Annotated in this window: 20 protein-coding genes; 11 read left to right on the forward strand and 9 right to left on the reverse strand. The window is 70.7% G+C overall.

Annotated elements, in window-relative coordinates; translation table 11 throughout:
* Positions 1-3: 3 nt before the first annotated feature.
* Genes ACFQ7F_RS20370 through ACFQ7F_RS20380 form a run of 3 tightly spaced genes read left to right on the forward strand, consistent with a single transcriptional unit; the run spans position 4 to position 4,007 of the window.
* Positions 4-1,335: a hemolysin family protein gene (locus tag ACFQ7F_RS20370; protein WP_383272267.1), complete on the forward strand. Its 1,332-nt coding sequence runs from the start codon at positions 4-6 to the stop codon at positions 1,333-1,335.
* On the forward strand, positions 1,332-2,345 hold the full coding sequence (locus tag ACFQ7F_RS20375) for a hemolysin family protein (protein ID WP_383272269.1): 1,014 nt from the start codon (positions 1,332-1,334) through the stop codon (positions 2,343-2,345). Before ACFQ7F_RS20370 ends, ACFQ7F_RS20375 begins: the two co-directional genes overlap by 4 nt.
* Before the next feature lie 24 nt (positions 2,346-2,369).
* Entirely contained in the window at positions 2,370-4,007 is a 1,638-nt protein-coding gene (locus tag ACFQ7F_RS20380; protein WP_383272271.1) for an ABC-F family ATP-binding cassette domain-containing protein, read from the forward strand.
* A gap of 20 nt (positions 4,008-4,027) precedes the next feature.
* Here the strand turns inward: ACFQ7F_RS20380 and ACFQ7F_RS20385 are convergent, their stop codons facing one another.
* Complete coding sequence (locus tag ACFQ7F_RS20385) at positions 4,028-4,276, reverse strand: holin (protein ID WP_383272273.1); 249 nt, start codon at positions 4,274-4,276, stop codon at positions 4,028-4,030.
* Positions 4,277-4,362: 86 nt separating this feature from the next.
* The gene (locus tag ACFQ7F_RS20390; protein WP_383272275.1) at positions 4,363-4,758 is read right to left on the reverse strand and encodes a cupin domain-containing protein; all 396 of its coding nucleotides are present in this window, start codon (positions 4,756-4,758) and stop codon (positions 4,363-4,365) included.
* Positions 4,759-4,810: 52 nt separating this feature from the next.
* On the opposite strand from ACFQ7F_RS20390, the gene ACFQ7F_RS20395 reads away from it, so the two are divergent.
* Positions 4,811-5,803 (forward strand): GlxA family transcriptional regulator, encoded by a 993-nt coding sequence (locus ACFQ7F_RS20395; RefSeq protein ID WP_383272277.1) that lies wholly within the window; start codon positions 4,811-4,813, stop codon positions 5,801-5,803.
* Positions 5,804-5,836: 33 nt separating this feature from the next.
* Positions 5,837-6,589, forward strand: coding sequence for an alpha/beta fold hydrolase (locus ACFQ7F_RS20400; RefSeq protein ID WP_383272279.1), 753 nt, complete (start codon positions 5,837-5,839; stop codon positions 6,587-6,589).
* A 41-nt stretch (positions 6,590-6,630) separates the two neighbouring features.
* Here ACFQ7F_RS20400 and ACFQ7F_RS20405 read toward each other — a convergent pair whose 3' ends face one another.
* From ACFQ7F_RS20405 to ACFQ7F_RS20425, 5 genes are all read right to left on the reverse strand, one after another.
* Entirely contained in the window at positions 6,631-7,764 is a 1,134-nt protein-coding gene (locus tag ACFQ7F_RS20405; protein ID WP_383272305.1) for an acyltransferase family protein, read from the reverse strand.
* A gap of 151 nt (positions 7,765-7,915) precedes the next feature.
* Positions 7,916-8,941, reverse strand: coding sequence for a hemolysin family protein (locus ACFQ7F_RS20410; RefSeq protein ID WP_383272281.1), 1,026 nt, complete (start codon positions 8,939-8,941; stop codon positions 7,916-7,918).
* Complete coding sequence (locus tag ACFQ7F_RS20415) at positions 8,938-10,275, reverse strand: hemolysin family protein (RefSeq protein WP_383272283.1); 1,338 nt, start codon at positions 10,273-10,275, stop codon at positions 8,938-8,940. The genes ACFQ7F_RS20410 and ACFQ7F_RS20415 overlap by 4 nt, the downstream gene beginning before the upstream one ends.
* A gap of 219 nt (positions 10,276-10,494) precedes the next feature.
* On the reverse strand, positions 10,495-11,427 hold the full coding sequence (locus ACFQ7F_RS20420; RefSeq protein ID WP_383272285.1) for a M56 family metallopeptidase: 933 nt from the start codon (positions 11,425-11,427) through the stop codon (positions 10,495-10,497).
* Between the two features lie 6 nt (positions 11,428-11,433).
* Complete coding sequence (locus tag ACFQ7F_RS20425) at positions 11,434-11,823, reverse strand: BlaI/MecI/CopY family transcriptional regulator (RefSeq protein ID WP_383272287.1); 390 nt, start codon at positions 11,821-11,823, stop codon at positions 11,434-11,436.
* Positions 11,824-12,144: 321 nt separating this feature from the next.
* On the opposite strand from ACFQ7F_RS20425, the gene ACFQ7F_RS20430 reads away from it, so the two are divergent.
* From ACFQ7F_RS20430 to ACFQ7F_RS20445, 4 genes are all read left to right on the forward strand, one after another.
* Positions 12,145-12,570 carry a VOC family protein gene (locus ACFQ7F_RS20430; protein ID WP_383272307.1) on the forward strand — a complete coding sequence of 142 codons (426 nt, stop codon included), beginning with the start codon at positions 12,145-12,147 and terminating at the stop codon, positions 12,568-12,570.
* Positions 12,571-12,909: 339 nt separating this feature from the next.
* Positions 12,910-13,842 carry a trypsin-like serine peptidase gene (locus ACFQ7F_RS20435; protein WP_383272289.1) on the forward strand — a complete coding sequence of 311 codons (933 nt, stop codon included), beginning with the start codon at positions 12,910-12,912 and terminating at the stop codon, positions 13,840-13,842.
* Positions 13,843-13,852: 10 nt separating this feature from the next.
* Complete coding sequence (locus ACFQ7F_RS20440; RefSeq protein ID WP_383272291.1) at positions 13,853-14,155, forward strand: carboxypeptidase-like regulatory domain-containing protein; 303 nt, start codon at positions 13,853-13,855, stop codon at positions 14,153-14,155.
* A 70-nt stretch (positions 14,156-14,225) separates the two neighbouring features.
* Positions 14,226-14,486 carry a hypothetical protein gene (locus ACFQ7F_RS20445; RefSeq protein ID WP_383272293.1) on the forward strand — a complete coding sequence of 87 codons (261 nt, stop codon included), beginning with the start codon at positions 14,226-14,228 and terminating at the stop codon, positions 14,484-14,486.
* Positions 14,487-14,523: 37 nt separating this feature from the next.
* On the opposite strand, the gene ACFQ7F_RS20450 is transcribed toward ACFQ7F_RS20445, so the two are convergent.
* Positions 14,524-14,784: a hypothetical protein gene (locus ACFQ7F_RS20450; RefSeq protein WP_383272295.1), complete on the reverse strand. Its 261-nt coding sequence runs from the start codon at positions 14,782-14,784 to the stop codon at positions 14,524-14,526.
* A 293-nt stretch (positions 14,785-15,077) separates the two neighbouring features.
* On the opposite strand from ACFQ7F_RS20450, the gene ACFQ7F_RS20455 reads away from it, so the two are divergent.
* Both ACFQ7F_RS20455 and ACFQ7F_RS20460 read left to right on the forward strand, forming a co-directional pair.
* The gene (locus ACFQ7F_RS20455) at positions 15,078-15,704 is read left to right on the forward strand and encodes a hypothetical protein (protein WP_383272297.1); all 627 of its coding nucleotides are present in this window, start codon (positions 15,078-15,080) and stop codon (positions 15,702-15,704) included.
* Positions 15,701-16,087 (forward strand): hypothetical protein, encoded by a 387-nt coding sequence (locus ACFQ7F_RS20460; protein WP_383272299.1) that lies wholly within the window; start codon positions 15,701-15,703, stop codon positions 16,085-16,087. Before ACFQ7F_RS20455 ends, ACFQ7F_RS20460 begins: the two co-directional genes overlap by 4 nt.
* A gap of 36 nt (positions 16,088-16,123) precedes the next feature.
* Here ACFQ7F_RS20460 and ACFQ7F_RS20465 read toward each other — a convergent pair whose 3' ends face one another.
* On the reverse strand, positions 16,124-17,164 hold the full coding sequence (locus ACFQ7F_RS20465; protein ID WP_383272309.1) for an NAD(P)-dependent alcohol dehydrogenase: 1,041 nt from the start codon (positions 17,162-17,164) through the stop codon (positions 16,124-16,126).
* Positions 17,165-17,421 lie beyond the last annotated feature (257 nt).

Here is a 17,421-nt window from a genome sequence, read left to right on the forward strand (position 1 = left end):
CCGATGACCGAAGTGCTCCTGCTCCTCGTGGCGGTGCTGCTCTCGCTGGCCTGCGGCGTCTTCGTCGCGGCCGAGTTCTCCCTCACGACGGTCGAACGCAGCGAACTGGAGCGAGCCTCCGAACGCGGCGAGCGCGGCGCCGCAGGCGCCCTCAAGGCCGTCAAGAACCTCACTTTCCAGCTCTCCGGGGCCCAGCTGGGCATCACCGTCACCAACCTGGTCGTCGGCATGCTCTCCGAGTCCTCCATCGCCAAGCTGATCGCGGGCCCGCTGCGCTCGATGGGCATCCCCTCGTCGGCGGCCTCATCGGTGGCCCTGGTCATCGGCACGGCCCTGTCGACGGTCTTCCTGATGGTCGTCGGCGAGCTGGTCCCCAAGAACTGGGCGATCTCGTCACCGCTGGCCGTCGCCAAACGGGTGGCGACCCCGCAGCGCCTGTTCAGCTCCCTGTTCCGCCCCTTCATCGCGCATCTGAACAACACCGCGAACCGCTCCGTACGCCGCTTCGGCATCCAGCCCACCGAGGAGCTGGCCTCCGCGCGCAGCCCCAAGGAGCTGGTGGCGCTCGCCAGGCACTCCGCCAAGGAGGGCTCCCTCGAGGCGGACACCGCCGAGCTGTTCGTCCGCACCCTGAACCTCGCCGACCTCACCGCGGAGAACGTGATGACGCCGCGCGTCCAGGTGATGGCCCTCGACGTGATGGCCACCTGTGAGGACGTCGCGAACGCCACCAGGGCGACGGGTCTGTCACGCTTCCCCGTCTACCGCGGCAACCTCGACTCCGTCGTCGGCGTCGCGCACATCAAGGACGTCCTCGCGGTACCGGCCGAGCGCAGGGCCCGCTATCCCGTGGCCGAGCTGATGCGCGAGCCCCTCCTCGTACCGGAGACGCTCACCGTCGACCGGCTGCTCGACCGGCTCTCCGGCAAGCGCACGATGGCCGTGGTCATCGACGAGTACGGCGGCACGGCGGGTGTCGCGACCCTGGAGGACATCGTCGAGGAGGTCGTCGGCGAGGTGCGGGACGAGCACGACCCGCACGAGACGTCCGACATCGCCGCAGCAGGCACGGACGACGACGGCCGGACGCAGTACTCCGCCGACGGCTCGGCCCGCACCGACCAGCTGGCCCGCGTCGGCCTGCGCGCGCCCGACGGGCCCTACGAGACCCTGGCCGGGCTCGTCGCGACCGAGCTCGGCCGTATCCCGGCCGAGGGCGACAGCCTCGACGTGGACGGCTGGCGGCTCGACGTCGTGGACGCCCGCGGCCGCCGCGCGGCCCGCGTCCTGCTGCACGCGCCCCTGCACGACGACCACCAGGAGGAGGAGCGATGATCGCCGTCCAGTTGTTGATCGGCCTTGCCACCCTCGTGGTCAACGGCTTCTTCGTGGGCGCCGAGTTCGCCCTCATCTCCGTACGGAGGAGCCAGATCGAGCCGCGTGCCGAGGACGGCGACCGGCGCGCCAAGAGCGTGATGTGGGGTCTTCAGCACGTATCCGCGCTGCTCGCCGCCGCCCAGCTCGGCATCACCCTGTGCACGCTGGTGCTCGGCATCGTCGCCGAGCCCGCGATCGCGCATCTCCTGGAGCCGCTGTTCGACGGGGTCGGGGTGCCACACGGCATGGTCCACCCGATCTCGTTCATCATCGCCCTGACCGTGGCGACCTATCTGCACATGCTGCTCGGCGAGATGATCCCCAAGAACATCTCGCTGGCCGAGCCGGTGCGCACGGCGCTGCTGCTCGGTCCGCCGCTCGTCGCGATCGCGCGAGGCCTTCGCCCGGTCATCTTCGCGATCAACGCGTTCGCCAACGGCCTTCTGAAGCTGCTCAGGGTCGAGGCGAAGGACGAGGTGAGCGCGTCCTTCTCGGACGACGAGCTCGCCCGTATGGTCAAGGACTCCAGTGAGGCGGGTCTGATCGACGACCGTGCCCAGGAGCGGCTGCACGACGCCCTCGAGCTGGGCCGCCGTCCCGTCAGGGATGTGGTGCTCCCGCTGGAGAGCGTGGTCTACGCCCGGGTGGGTGTGACGCCTGAGGAGCTGGAGCGGCTTTCGGCGGAGTCCGGTTTCTCGCGCTTCCCCGTCGTGGACGACGGCCTTCGTATCGTCGGCTATCTGCACGTCAAGGACGCGCTCGACCGGATGCCGCGCGATCTGCCGTTCCGGGTGCCGGACATGCGGAAGATCGCCCAGGTGCGCGAGACCACACCCCTTGACGACGTGCTGACCGCGATGCGCCGCAGCCGCACACATGTGGCGGCGGTGCTCGGCTCGGACGGCAGGCTGGCCGGCATGGTCACGATGGAGGACGTACTGCGGGAGCTGTTCGGTCAGCCCGTGTGAAGCTGAAGCTCTGAAGCGAGGGGGATGCGCACCGTGAGTCAACTCGTCCTGCGCGACGTGTCGTACGGCTATCCGGAGCGGCCTGTGCTCGAACAGGTCTCCCTGTCGGTGCGGCCCGGCGAGAAGGCGTGTGTCATCGGCGAGAACGGCTCGGGGAAGTCGACGCTCCTGCGCCTGATGGCGGGCGAGTTCGTGCCCGCCGACGGCGAGGTGGCCGTCGTCTCGGACGGCGGCACCGGCTATCTCGCACAGACCCTGCGCCTACCGCCGCATGCCACCGTGCAGGACGCGGTGGACGACGCGCTCGCCGAACTGCGGAATCTGGAGCGGCGGATCCGGCAGGCGGAGGAGTCGCTCGGCTCGGCGGGTGAGACCGAACTCGCCGCGTACGGGGACCTCATCGCCGCGTTCGAGGCGCGTGACGGCTACCGCGCCGACGCGCGCCTCGACGCGGCCCTGCACGGTCTCGGCGTACCGCACCTTGAGCGTTCCCGGACCCTGGGATCGCTGTCCGGCGGCGAGGCCGCGCGCCTCGCGCTCGCCTGCGTCCTGGCCCCGCAGCCCGAGCTGCTCCTCCTCGACGAGCCGACGAACCACCTGGACGACCAGGCGCTCGGCTGGCTGGAGGAGCGGCTGCGCGCCCACCGGGGCACGGTCGTCGCCGTCACCCACGACCGTGTCTTCCTCGACCGGGTCGCCGAGGTGATCGTCGAGGTCGACGGCGACCGCAGGACCGTGGCCCGCTTCGGCGGCGGCTGGCACGGCTATCTGGAGCAGCGCGCCACGGCCCGGCGGCGCTGGGAAGAGCGTTACCGCGAGTGGAGCGAGGAGGTCGCGCGCCAGGAGCGGCTCGCGGAGGGCGGTTCCGACCGGCTCTCTGTGGGCTGGCGGATGAGTGAGAGCCCTCGTTTCGCGGGCCATCAGCGGTCCGTGGAGGGCCAGCTCTCCGGCATCGTGCGCAACGCGCGCGAGCGGCTTCGCAGGCTGTACGCGGAGCCGGTGCCGCGCCCGCCCGACCCGCTGCACTTCACGCCGGGTGAGGGCATCGAGGGCGGCGACCACCCCTTCGTACGCCCGGCAGTGCTGACGGATGTCGTAGTGGGCGAGCGCCTCGCCGTCGACCGCCTGCACCTCGAACCGGGGTCGCGCACGCTGGTGACCGGGGTGAACGGCGCGGGCAAGTCGACGCTGCTCGGTGTCCTGGCCGGGGTGCTCTCCCCGGATCGCGGGGAGGCCCACATCCCCTCCCGCGTCGGCTACTTGCCGCAGGAGATCGAGTACATCACCGGGTCCTACGAGGACACGGCGAGGCCGCTGCTCGACGCCTTCGCGGCGGGCCTCGCGGGACTGCCGGAGGACCACGCGCAGGCGCTGCTCTCCCTCGGCCTCTTCCGCGAGGAGGACCTGGTCGTGCCGGTGAAGGGGCTCTCGGTGGGCCAGCGCCGCCGCTTGGCGCTCGCACGCCTGGTGACGCGCCCGGCCGACCTCCTCCTGCTCGACGAGCCGACGAACCACCTCTCCCCCGCGTTGGTCGAGGAACTCGACGAGGCTCTGGCGGAGTACCGGGGCACGCTGGTCGTGGTGTCGCACGACCGGAGGCTGCGGGAGCGGTTCCGGGGCGAGCGGATCTCGGTGGAGTCAGGCCGACTGGTCCGGTCGTGAGGCCTGAGGCCTGAGGTCTCTCAGGGTGCGGTCTTGCTCGCGCGGGCGGTCGGCGTCTCCGTGAGGCCGGGCCCGTGCGACCCGAAGTTCGCGGCTCCGACCGCCGTGAGGACGGCGAGCAGCGTCGCCATCCCCGCGGTGGCGAGCGCCGCCTTCCAGTCGACGTCCAGGAGCGTGGTCGCCCCGGCGACCAGGACGGCGGCGAGCGACTGCGCGAAGGTACGGAGCGCTCGCTCCGCGGTGGCCTTCCAGAATCCAGCGGTCCACATGTCTGGCCCACCCTCTCGTGATTGACGGGTCAACACCTGGCATACCGCTGTCAGGTACCGGTGCCCAGGGGGTCACCGGGCCGCTCTCAGAGATCGAGGCTGTGACCCGTCGTCGCGTCGACGTGGTCCGGGACCTCCTCGTGGCGGTCGCCGACCGTCGGGGTGCCCGTGGGTTCGAAGACGAGGATCTTTGCGCCGGACGGGGCCGACGGCTTGTGTTCCGTGCCGCGCGGGACCGTGAAGACGGCGTCCTTGGGGAGGGTGACCGTGCGTTCGCCGGACGGCTCGCGCAGGGAGATGAGCAGTTCGCCCTCAAGGACGAGGAAGAACTCGTCGGTGTCGTCATGTACGTGCCACAAATGGTCGCCTTCCACCTTTGCCACACGTACGTCGTAGTCGTTGACGCGGGTGACGATGCGGGGGCTCCACAGGGCGTCGAAGGAGGCGAGGGCCTTGCTGAGGGCGATGGGTTCGTTGCTCATGGGTCCAGCATCCGGTGGTCGCCGCCCACCCCGTGAGTGGTAGAAATAGCTTATGCCGCAAGGATCCTCTCAGGTTGCAGCAGAAGGGCCCCTGCACCGCGTCGTCGTCATCGTCGACGCGAACTCCAACCCCTTCGAGCTCGGCTGCGCCACCGAGGTGTTCGGCCTTCGCAGGCCCGAACTCGGGCGCGACCTCTATGAGTTCAGCCTCTGTGCGCCCGAGCCGCGCACCCTGATGCGGGACGGCTTCTTCACGCTCACGGGCGTCGCCGCACTGGACGCGGCCGACTCGGCGGACACCCTGATCGTGCCCAACCGTCCCGACGTCGAGGTCCCCCGCCGCCCGGCCGTCCTGGATGCCGTTCGCCGGGCGCACACCCGGGGAGCCCGGCTCGTCGGCTTCTGCAGCGGTGCCTTCACGCTCGCGGAGGCCGGAGTGCTCGACGGGCGCCGCGCCACCGCGCACTGGCAGTGGGCGGACGACTTCCGGGCCCGCTTCCCCGGCGTACGTCTCGAACCTGACGTGCTCTTCGTCGACGACGGCGACATCCTCACCGCAGCGGGCAGCGCCGCCGCGCTCGACCTCGGACTGCACCTGGTCCGCCGCGATCACGGCGCCGAGGTCGCCAACGCGGTGAGCCGCCGCCTCGTCTTCGCCGCCCACCGGGACGGCGGACAGCGGCAGTTCGTGGAACGCCCTGTGCCCGAAGTGCCGGACGAGTCCCTGGCCCCGGTCCTCGCCTGGGCCCAGGAACGGCTCGACTCGGCCCTCTCCGTGCCGGGTCTCGCCGCACGTGCCGCACTCAGCCCCGCGACCCTGCACCGCCGCTTCCAGGCCCAACTGGGCACCACACCGCTTGCCTGGCTCACCGGCGAACGCCTTACGCTGGCCTGCCGGTTGATCGAGCGGGGTGTGGCCCCCTTCGAGACGGTCGCCCGGCGCAGCGGGCTCGGCACCACCGCCAATCTGCGCGCCCTGATGCGTCGCGGGACGGGACTGACGCCTTCGGCGTACCGACGCCGATTCGGGCCCGCGCCGGACTGACGCGGGCTGACATCACTCTGATCCGGGGGAACTATGACGGCTGCGGACGCACCGCCCATTGTCTTCGTACAACCGCCCATCGTCTTCGTGCACGGGACGCGGTTCAGCGCGGGACAGTGGAGCCCACAGCTCGCCGCGCTCCAGAAGGACTTCCGCGTAGCCGCCGTCGACCTACCGGGCCACGGTGCCCGCTCTGCCCAGCCCTGGAGTCTGAACGCGGCGACGGAAATCATCGCCTCCGCGGTGGACTCCCTCGGCCATGGGCCTGCCCTGGTCGTCGGGCACTCGCTCGGCGGGTACGCCTCGCTGGAGTTCGCGCGGCGATGCTCGGAGCGGCTGCGGGGGCTGGTGCTCGCGGGGGCCAGCTCCTCGACTCGTGGTCCGTGGGCGACGCCGTACCGGTGGGCCGCCGGGCTTGTCCCCCGCATACCGGAGGACCGGCTGACCCGCTGGAACGACAGGCTGCTGCGTCGGCTCTATCCTCCCGAGGTGGTGGACGCCACCATCCGCTCCGGCTACGCCTTCCACACGCTGCCGCACGCCTGGGGCGAGGTACTTGGCCGCTTCGACGCGGACGCGATGCGTCATGTGGCGGCTCCCGTGCTCATCCTGAACGGCGAGAAGGACACCGTCTTCCGGACCGGCGAGAGGGACTTCGTCCGCGCGCATCCGCACGCCCGCGTCGAGTTGATCCCGCGGGCGGGACACCTCGCGAACTTCGACGACCCGGCCGCCTTCACCGATGCCGTCCGCCGCTTCGCCCTGCAACTGCCTGCGCACGGCTGAGCGTGCCGAGGAGGTAGATGCAGGGCCCGGCTACCTGCCTCTCACCGCCGGTGCGTGCCCCGGCCGCGGGCCAGGGCCTTCGCGTCCTTCTTGAACGCCCACTCCATGTCGGGTTCCATCGCGAACCGGAAGAGACGCTGGACCGGCGGTGTGCACAGCGCCGTGATAACGGTCGCCGCGGCGAGCGTGACCGTGATCTCGCCGAGCGGCGTGTGCAGCCAGTCGATGTCGTACCAGTCCCAGAAGCGGGAGCCCTTGGCGAGGAAGCCGTGCAGCAGATAGCCGTAGAGCGTGCCCGCGCCGAGGGCGGTGAACCAGAGCTTGCGCCCGGGGACCCAGGCGAAGAAGCACGCGACGAGGACCACCGAGCAGCCGAACATCGCGAGCGTCATCACGCCCCCGGTCCAGCCGGGCGCGGCCAACTCCTGTGCGCTGTCCCTGCGGTAGAACCAGGCGGCGTTCATGCGCGGCGCCGCCCAGTACGCGAACAGCAGGACCGTCGCGAAGACGGGCAACGCGATCAGCCGGGCTTCGCGACGGCGCACGATCTGGAAGTGCTCGGGCTTCAGGCACAGGCCGAGGACGAAGAACGGCAGGAACTGCAGCACCCGTTGGAGGTCCAGGTCGTCGCCGATGTCCGGCGAGACCGAGGCGAGCACGGCGATGGCGAGCGAGAGCGGCAGGGGCCAGCGGACCAGCTTCCACAGCGGGGTGGTGAGCCGCCAGATGAAGAGCGCGATCAGGAACCAGGTGAGGTACCAGGGGTCGAGCAGGCTGATCGGGTACGTGGGGTCGTCGTCCGCGTAGCGCTTGAAGAAGGTGTACGCGACTTCGAAGATGACGTAGGGCACGGCGATGCCGGTCACCAGGCGCTTGAGGCGGCCGGGGCTCGCGTCGAAGCTCCGCGAGAAGTAGCCGGAGATGACGATGAACGCCGGCATGTGGAAGGTGTAGACGGTGATGTAGAGCGCGGCCGCCGCCCGGCTGTCACCGCGCAGCGGCTCCCACGCGTGGCCCATCGCGACCAGCACGATCGCCAGGTACTTCGCGTTGTCGAAGAACGCGTCCCGCCGCTTGACCGGCGGTTTCGGCGCCACGGTGGGGGCCTGTGGCGCCGCCGGCGGGGCACTGCGCGCGGCGGGCAACGGCGTCCGCAGCGCCCCGGCTTGGTCCATCGACCGGACAGGCTCACTCACGGGACCTCCCGGGGGAACCCGGGCCCGCGGTCTCGCGTCTTACGTCGGTTGCGGGTGCTACACCTGTGTAGAACATCACCGGCACCCTAGCCACCGAAGCCCCCGCACGTACAGTCACGCCACCTGTGAATCAGCCGAACGCCGCCGGAGAGGGACCGACCAGCTCTGTCAGGACGTCCTCCATGGTGACGAACCCGAGCACCGTGCCGCTCTCGCCGGTGACCGCGGCCAGATGGCTGCCCGCCGCCCGCAGCGCGGTGAGGGTGTCGTCGAGCGGGGTGTCGATGTGCACCCGCGTGACCGCGTGCAGGGCGCCGCGCGGGAAGGGCCGGTCCCGCTCGGCGATGCCCAGGGTGTCCTTGATGTGGAGGTAGCCGAGCAGGGTGCCCTCCGGCCCTGTCACCGGGAAGCGGGAGAAGCCCGCGTCCGCGGCCACCCGCTCCAGGCGCGCCGGGGTGACGGAGTGTTCGACGGTACGCATCCTGGCCATCGGCACGAGGATCTCGCCCACCGGCCGGGTACCCAGCTCCAGGGCGTCGCGCAGCCGCTCGCCGTCGGCCGCCGACAGGAGCCCGGCCGCGCTGGAGTCGATGACCATGCGGGCGAGCTGGTCGTCCGTGTAGACGGATTCGACTTCGTCCTTCGGTTCGACCCGCAGCAGCCTCAGCAGGGTGTTGGCGAAGGCGTTGATGCCGAAGATGACCGGCTTGAGGGCGCGGGTGAGGGCCACGAGCGGCGGCCCGAGCAGCAGGGCGGTACGGGCGGGCGCGGCGAGCGCGATGTTCTTGGGGACCATCTCGCCGATCAGCATGTGCAGATACGTCGCCACGGTCAGGGCGATGACGAAGGCGATCGGGTGCACGAGCGCGTGCGGGATGTGGATCGCCTCGAAGCCGGGTTCGAGGAGGTGCGCGATGGCGGGTTCCGCGACCGCGCCGAGCACCAACGACGAGACGGTGATGCCGAGTTGGGCGGTGGCCATCATCGCGGAGATGTGCTGCAGGCCCCACAGGGTGATGCGGGCGCGCTTGTCGCCTTCCTGGGCGCGGGGTTCGATCTGACTGCGGCGTACGGAGATCAGGGCGAACTCGGCGCCGACGAAGAACGCGTTGGTGAGCAGCGTCAGGGCGCCGATGGTGAGCTGGATCGTGGTCATCGTGCCTCCTCCACGGCCTGGCGGGGCACCTGGAGTGCCGGTTCGGTGATGCTGATCCGGTCGGCGCGGTGGTGCTCGACCGTCAGAACGGACAGTTGCCAGCCGTCGAGGTCGAGGGCGTCGCCCTTGGCCGGGATGCGGGTCAGGCGGGTGGCGATCAGGCCTGCCACGGTCTCGTACGGTCCTTCGGGGGCGGTGAGTCCTATCGCGGCGAGCTGGTCGATGCGGACGCCGCCGTCGGCCTCCCACACCGTGCGGCCGTCCGGGGCGGCCTGTGCGGGCAGCAGGTCGGGGACCTCGACGGGGTCGTGCTCGTCGCGGACCTCGCCGACGACCTCCTCGACGATGTCCTCCACCGTCGCCACACCGGCCGTGCCGCCGTACTCGTCGATCACGACGGCCATCGTGCGGGTCTCCCGCAGCCGCTCGAGAAGCCGGTCGGCGGGCAGGCTGTCGGGCACGAGGAGGGGCTCGGTGGCCAGCTCGGTGACCGGGGTGAGCTGCCGCTTCTCGGGGGCGAGGGCGAGCACGTCGCGGATGTGCACGGTGCCGATGACCTCGTCCAGGCTGTCGCGGAAGACGGGGAAACGGGACAGGCCCGTGGCGTGCGTCAGGTTCGCGGCGTCGGCGGCCGTGGCGTGCGCTTCAAGAGCGCGTACGTCCACGCGCGGGGTCATCACGTTCTCCGCAGTCAGTTCGCTCAAGTGCAGCGTGCGGACGAACAGTTCGGCGGAGTCCGCCTCCAGGGCGCCTTCGGCGGCCGAGCGCCTGGCGAGGGCGACCAGTTCCTCGGGGGTGCGCGCGGAGGCCAGCTCCTCGGCGGGCTCAAGGCCGAAGCGGCGTACGACGTGGTTCGCGGTGTTGTTCAGATGCCGGATGAAAGGGCCGAAGGCGGCGGTGAAGCCGCGCTGCGGCGCCGCCACCACCTTGGCGACGGCAAGGGGACGGGAGATCGCCCAGTTCTTGGGCACCAGCTCGCCGACGACCATCAGGACCACGGTGGAGACGATCACGCCGAGAACGCTCGCCACCGGGGACGCGGCTCCGCCGAGCCCGGCCGCTTCGAGCGGCCCGCGCAGCAGAGCAGCGAGCGAAGGCTCGGCGAGCATGCCGATCACCAGGGACGTGACAGTGATGCCGAGCTGGGCGCCGGACAGCTGGAAAGTGAGGCGCCGGACCGCCTTCAGGGCCCCATCGGCACCCCTCTCCCCCGCCTCGGCGGCGCGCTCCAGGTCGCTGCGCTCGACGGTGGTCAGGGAGAACTCGGCCGCGACGAACAGCGCGCAGGCGAGTGTGAGGAGCAGGGCGAGCAGCAGAAGCAGGATCTCGGTCACCGTGCCACCCCCGTTCCCTCACGCTCGGACAGCGGGCGGGAAATGGCACGGTTCGTACTGGGAGGCTCACCCATTGCGGGTCCGTGGCTCCTTCTCGTACTCGTACGCGGTGTCGTACGAGGGCGGTGGCGTGGAAGCGGTGTTGCTTCTACACACACTGTAAAGGAACGGCAAACCGGGTACGCCAGGTCCTGTCGGCCCGAAACAGTTCCTGGCGGCTCAGAGCGGGGTGGCCGCGTGCAGGATGAGGACCATCGTGACGGCGGAGTTCGCCGACGACATGGCGGAAGCCGCAGCCCCCGCTGCCGCCGCCCAGGCCGCGAGCCCCACCGCGGTGAACAGGGACGGCCAGGTACGCGCCGCGGGCGCCGGGCCGAGGAGGGCCGCGACGCGGCGCGGCACGGGTCCCGGCGCGGCGAGTCCGGCGAGGGTCGGGGCCGGGGCGCCCCGGGAGTGGAGGGCCGCCTTGCCGATCGCGCGGGCGACGGTCCTGCGGTCGCCGACGACATGGGCGGCGTCCTCGTCAGCCCATCGCTCGGTGGTGTAGGACACCGCCGTGCGCAGCGGGCGCAGGAACGGATTGGCGCGCGCGGCCAGCTGCACGGCAAGGAGATAGCGGTGGTGCCGGGTCGCCAGGTGGGCGCGTTCATGGGCGAACAGGGCGCGGCGCTCCGCCGGGGCGAGGCAGTCGAGCAGGGCGGTGGTGACCACGACCCGGTCGCGGGCACCGCCGGGCAGCGCGTACGCGTAGGGCTCGTCGTCGGGCAGGACCGCGACGGCGGTGCCGGGAAGACCGGCAAGCGCGCGGTGGGCGCGGCGGCGTACCTGGCGGTGGCGCCACAGCGTTCTGCCGCACGCCACGGCCACGGCGAGCAGTCCGGGAATGGCCAGGCGTCCTGCGACCTCGTCGTACGGGACGGCGGCACGCACCTCAGGGTCAGACCAGCCGTCCGGCAGCGGGTTCCCCGGCAGCTGAGCCGTGCCGACGACCATCAGCAGGCCCAGGCACAGCGTGCTGGCGAGCGCCATGACCGCGGCGACCGTCGTGAGCAGCCGGGTGGCGGTCCGCGGGTGCAGACGCTGTTCGGCGAGCCTGGCGACCGGCCAGGCCGTCAGCGGCAGCACAAGGGGCAGAAGGACGAACATGCCCATGACGGTTCAGACGTCCCTCTCCGCTTCGGCCTGCCGCAGGAACTCCCGCAGCAGCTGCTCGTCGCCGGGCGGCAGCGCGGTGAGGAAACTGGCCAGGACCGCTTCCCGGTCGAGCTCGCCGTCGAGCACCTTGCGCATCTTGCGTGCCGCGAGACCTGCCTCGTCGGACGAAGGTGTCCACGCGAAGGAGCGGCCCGCGCGCTCGCGGGTCACCGCACCCTTGTCCAGGAGGCGGGTGAGGATCGTCACGACCGTCGTGTACGCCAGGTCGCTGCCGAGCCGCTCCTGCACCCAGCCCGCGGTCGCAGGGCCTTCCGCCTCACGCAGGGCCGAAAGGACCTGTGCCTCCAGCTCACCCTGCCCCCGTCGCCGGGAACGCCGCTCCTGCTCCACCACGCCCGTCTCCCTTCCGCTGCCCAGTCGTCCAGGATGAGGCTAACGCCCGCCCGGACGGCAAACAGCCAGCCCATGAGCCCACCATGGCAGCGGGGCCCGATGAAAACGGCATTGCTCGACCTCGTAGCGCACATTAAGGTCACTGAGGTGACTGCCGGGTCGGCCATGGGCCACGTACGAGTGGGGCATCCGGCCTCGGCGTGAGCGCGAGGCGGGCCAGAGCCCCGCCGTCCCCTCTTCCGTCTGACCTCCCCGCGCCCCATGTGGCGCGCCTCCAGTGGAATCCAAGACCCGGAAGAGACATCACCCTTGACATCACTCATGCCGCACGGGCAGCACCCGTACGACCCCAATTCACCTGTCACGACCGTCCAGTTGAACCACACCGCCGTTTTCGCCAAGGACCGGCAGCTGTCGGCCGAGTTCATCTCCGTGATCCTGGGCCTGAAGGTCGGCGCCCCGTTCGGGCCGTTCCTGCCCGTCGATCTCGGCAACGGCGTGACACTCGACTACTACGAACCGAACGACGGACACATCCAGTCGCAGCACTACGCGTTCCTCGTGCCCGACGAGCGGTTCGACGCCATGATCACCCGCCTGGAGACGGTCGGGGTCACGTACTACGCCGACCCCAACCACACCGAACCCGGCCGGATCAACCGGCTGTTCGGCGGTCGCGGCGCGTACTTCGCCGACCCGGACGGCCACAACATGGAGATCATGACCCGGCCCTACGTCCGTCCGTAGCGCCTTCGCGACGTGATTGAGGCATCGTGGCCCGCCCGCTCCCGCAGCGGGCGGGGCACGGGTGTCCGGCCGGGACCGCTGAGACCTGGCCCGGGCCGCTCGCCGTGAGGCGGCGGGGCAAGCTGACGCCCTGAGCGTCGCACGGGCCCCGGGTGCCGCCTTGTTGACGCACACGGCACCCGCACGGAAGACGTGCGCACCCGCTACGGGACGGCGCAAAAGGCTCATTGCCGCACTTGTACGGCGGCAGTAAGAAGGGGAATCGACGCTAAAACGTTGCGGCCGCAGCGTCCTGAAAGGCATCACATCGCAGCTCCAAGAGAAGCCGGGTGATCCAGAATGGCGCAAGATCCACACACCGCAGTGACGAACGAGCCGCACGACGGAGCCCAGTCCCTGGCCGCCGAGCAGGAAGCGGTCCTGCAGCCGCCCTCCGAGGGGACAGAGGGCCAGGCCCAGCACTCGATGGGTGAGGGCCTGGAGAACGTCGAGGGCTACCGGCGCCCGGACCACTTCGCGCCGGAGGCCTGGACGGCCCCGACCGCCAACCTTCCCGACATCGGCGAGGCGTCGTTCGGCCCACCGCCGCTGGCCCCGGAGACCGTGCACGGGCCCGATGACCGCGTCAAGATCAACGACACCAGTGTGTACCCGTGGCGGGTGCACTGCTATCTGCTGATCACTGCCCGCGACAACGCCCTCTACCAGGGCACCGGCTGGCTCCTTGGACCGCACACCCTCGCCACGGCAGGGCATGTCGTCTACATCAAGGGCAGCGGTGTGGCGGGCCGCGACGGCTGGGTGAAGAGCATTCAGGTCATGCCGGGCCGCAACGGCGCCTCACTGCCCTACGGCAGCATCACCTGCACCAGCTTCCGCTCCGTGACCGGCTGGACGGACAACGGCGACGAGAACTTCGACTACGGCGCCATCATCACGCCCTCCAACATCGGCTCCGCCACAGGCTGGTTCGGCTTCGGCGTCTGGTCGGACTCGGACCTGCTCAAGACCACCGGTAACATCTCCGGTTACCCGGGCGACAAGCCGGGCGGGACGCAGTGGTACGCGGCACGCGGGATCGACTCCGTCGCCCCGCGCAAGGTGTACTACGACATCGACACCGCCGGCGGGCAGAGCGGCAGCTCCGTCTACCGCATCGACAGCACCGGCCGCTACGGCTTCGGCATACACGCCTACGGCGGATCACGGGTGAACTCGGGAACCCGGTTCACCACCCCGGTCTTCAACAACTACGTGGCGTGGAAGGCGTGAGCTGACCCCGATGAACGGCAGCAGGTCCGCAGTGGAGATCACCGGCGTCGTCCGCGACGCGTCGGGCACCCCGGTGACGGGCGCCCACGTCCTGTTCACCGACGGCCCCCAGCCCCTGCCGGACATCGCTGCCCTGACGGACGCCGAGGGACGGTTCTCCCTCAGCGCCCCCACAACGGGCGTGTACACGCTCACCTGCCGGGCGGACCCTCTCTCGGGCCCGCCCGGCACGGCCGAGGCCACCGTCCGCGTCGAACCCTCGGCACAGGCCGCTCTCCCGGGGCGGCTGCGGGTCGAGCTGACCCTCGGATGAGGGGCGTGGGCGGCGGCGACCGGAAGCGGTGGACATGCGTGGTGCGCCACTCATGTCTAGCGTCGCGAGCATGAACACTGTCCCGCAGCGTTTCGAGATCCTGCTGGTGCCCGAGTTCTCGGGGAACGGCGAAAGTACGACCGATGCCCGCGGCGCCCTGCGCTCGGCCGTCGTGGTGGCCACGGGCGAGACCGGATCCTCCGGGTTCCCCCGGTACACGGGCGACGGCATGGAGGCCGACATCGACCCCGGGACCCGCACCGTCGAGGCGCTCCTCGTCGACGGCTCCGAGCTGGACTACGGGCTCTCGGCGCGGGTCGCGGATCTGTAGCGGAGCCGGGCCCGGCCCGGCCGGAGCAGCGGTCCGGTCACAGCGGCGGGGGCACCTCTGCGGTGGGCGAAACGGTCCCCACCACGGTGTCGCCCGCGTGGACCAGGATGTGGCCGGGCGGCTGGAGTCGGCGTGCCTGGTCGATGACCAGGACGTCGGGCAGCGGGGCGCGGGCCCGTGCCAGGGCGAGAAAGCTGTCGCCCGAATAGGAGATGACGTACACGCCCGGGACGGTCTCGATCTGCGGGATCAGCTCACTTGCCCGGCGTTCGGCGGCCGGCACCAGCACGGTCAGCACGTCGTTCTTGTCCTTCGCGTGATTCCTTCGCGTGGCTCTGGTTGTCCGCGGTGACTACTCGGCCAACGCGTGCGGCAGGCACAGAAGTTATCGAGCGGTCGACCGGCCACGCCCGGCGGCGAACCGCCCCTCAGGCGACTGTTTGCCGAACATGGGGGTACTCGGCTGCCATGCGAACCCACAACCAGCCGTTCGACCGCTGATCGCAGACGCCCCGATCGGTGCCCACGTCGCGTGGGTGCCCGTCGGCCGGCCTCAGCGCCGAACGGATCACGAGACAAAGGGAGGCAGCCATGATCACCGCCGTCATCATCGCCGCGGTCGTCCTCGCGGTAGCCGCCGTCCTCATCGCCGTCGGACTGCGGCGAGCCCGGGGCGGCGGACGCGGCCTGAAGCAGCGCTTCGGACCCGAGTACGACCACACCGTCGCCCGCCACGACGGCGACGTACGGGCAGCAGAACAAGAGCTCCGCGACCGTGTACGACTGCACGGCTCCCTCAAGGCCGAGCCTCTGCCGCCCGGCGCGCGCGAGCGCTACGTGGCCCAATGGGCCGGTGTCCAGGAGCAGTTCGTCGAATCACCGCAACAGGCCGTGGTCGAGGCCGACGCGCTCCTTGCCCGTCTGGCCAGAGACCGGGGCTTCCCTGACGGCGAGCGCTTCGAGGAGCAGGCGGCCGCGCTCTCCGTCCACCACCCCCACTCCGTCAACGGCTACCGCAGCGTGCACACGGCGGTATACCAAAAGGGCGGCACCGAGGAAATGCGGGAGGCCATGGTCAAGGCCCGACGCCTCTTCGAGGCCCTGACCGCCGAGCATGCGGTCGACTCGAGCCGGAACAGCCGGCGGTCCTCCGCCGATCGCGGCCACGCAGCGTGGGCATTGCCCCGACGCCATGCGAAGGGAAGTGGCACGTCATGACGGACGCCAAGCACCTCACACCGCACGAGCCGGTGATCGGCAGCGGCTCCCCCGCTCCCGCTCCTATCACCCCTGTCACCCCCATCACCCCTGCCGCAGAGTCCGCCCCCGACTCCGTACTGCTCCCGCAGGACGAACGGGACAGGCTCGGCCTGCGACTCCAACAGGCCCTCAGCGCCTTCGTCGACAACCCCCGCCAGGCGGTGAAGGAGGCCGACAGCCTCTTCGAAGACGCTGTGAGGCACCTGACCGAGACCCTCGCGGAACGGCGGCGCACCCTGCGTACAAGCTGGCAGGGTCAGGACAGCGAGGCGCAGACGGAAGAACTGCGCCTCGCTCTGCGGCAGTACCGCGAATCCGTGGAACAGCTGCTGCGCGTCTAGGCACGAGGCAGCCGGCGACGGTGCGCCACCGCCGGGTCAGCCGTTGGGCAGAATGACTGCCCGGCCGCTGATCCGGCCTTCGTGCAGGTGCTCGTACGCCTTGGGAGCGTCGTCCAGGGAGTACGTCTCCACGTGGACGTCGATCGCACCGGAGCGGGCCAGGTCGAGGACCTCGATCAGCTCGGCCCTGCTGCCCCAGTACGGGGCGCGGACCGCCGCGTCGTAGGGGGTCGTGCCGAAGCCGACGGACGCGGTCCCGCCGCCGATGCCGACGATGGTGACGTCCGCCTCCACCGCGGCGCAGGCCATGGCCGTGGCGACGGTGGGCGGTGCGCCGACGAAGTCGAACACCGCGTGGGCGCCGAGGCCGCCGGTCAGCTCACGGACCTTCGTCGCCGCGTGCTCGTCCGACAGGACGGTCTCGTGGGCGCCGACCTGGTGGGCGAGGCGCAGCTTCCCGTCGGTGACGTCCAGGGCGATCACCCGTGCCGGTGTCAGCGCGCGCAGCAGCTGGATGGCGACGTGCCCCAGGCCTCCGGTGCCGATGACCACGGCGGTGCTGCCGGGGGTCAGCTTCGGCAGGGAGGTCTTGATGGCGTGGTACGGGGTCAGGCCCGCGTCGGTGAGCGGCACGGCGGTCACCGGGTCGAGGTCACCGAGGGGGACCAGATGGCGCGCGTCGTCCACGATCATGTACTCGGCGATGGCACCGGGCGCCCCGAGTCCCGGCGGGCGGATGCCGAGCTCGTCGGCGCGCGTGCAGTAGTTCTCCTTGCCCTGGGCGCACATCAGGCAGGTTCCGCAGCCCCAGGGGCCGTAGACGGCCACGGAGTCGCCGACCTCGAAGCCGGTGACGCCCTCGCCCAGTTCGGCTACGGTCCCCGCGCCCTCATGGCCGAGGGTGAGCGGCAGGGGGTAGGGCAGCTCATCGGCGGGCCAGCTCATCACCGCGATGTCGGAGTGACAGACGCCTGCGGCGGTGACCTTCAGGAGCACCTGGCCGGGGCCCGGCTCCGGGCGCGGGACGGTGACCACCTCGGGGGCGGCGCCGACGCTGCGGTACTGGACGGCCTTCATCTCGGCGGACATGGCGGGTTCTTGCGCTGACATCCGGGATGCCTCTTCTCGTTTTTGTTCCGTGCGCTCTGTGTCCCCCGGTGGGCATCTATTCCCGTGTCGGCGTGGCGCGAGCCGCCGTCGATCGAGTGGTAGCTGCTCATGCGTCCGACTCTACTCCTGACAATGTCCCAATGGGACATGTGACCCATTGGGACATTGCATGAAGATGTGAAGGCAGACGGGCATACGACAACGGGCCCCGGCGGATGGTGATC

Source organism: Streptomyces sp. NPDC056486 (genome assembly GCF_042795295.1).
Lineage (GTDB): Bacteria > Actinomycetota > Actinomycetes > Streptomycetales > Streptomycetaceae > Streptomyces.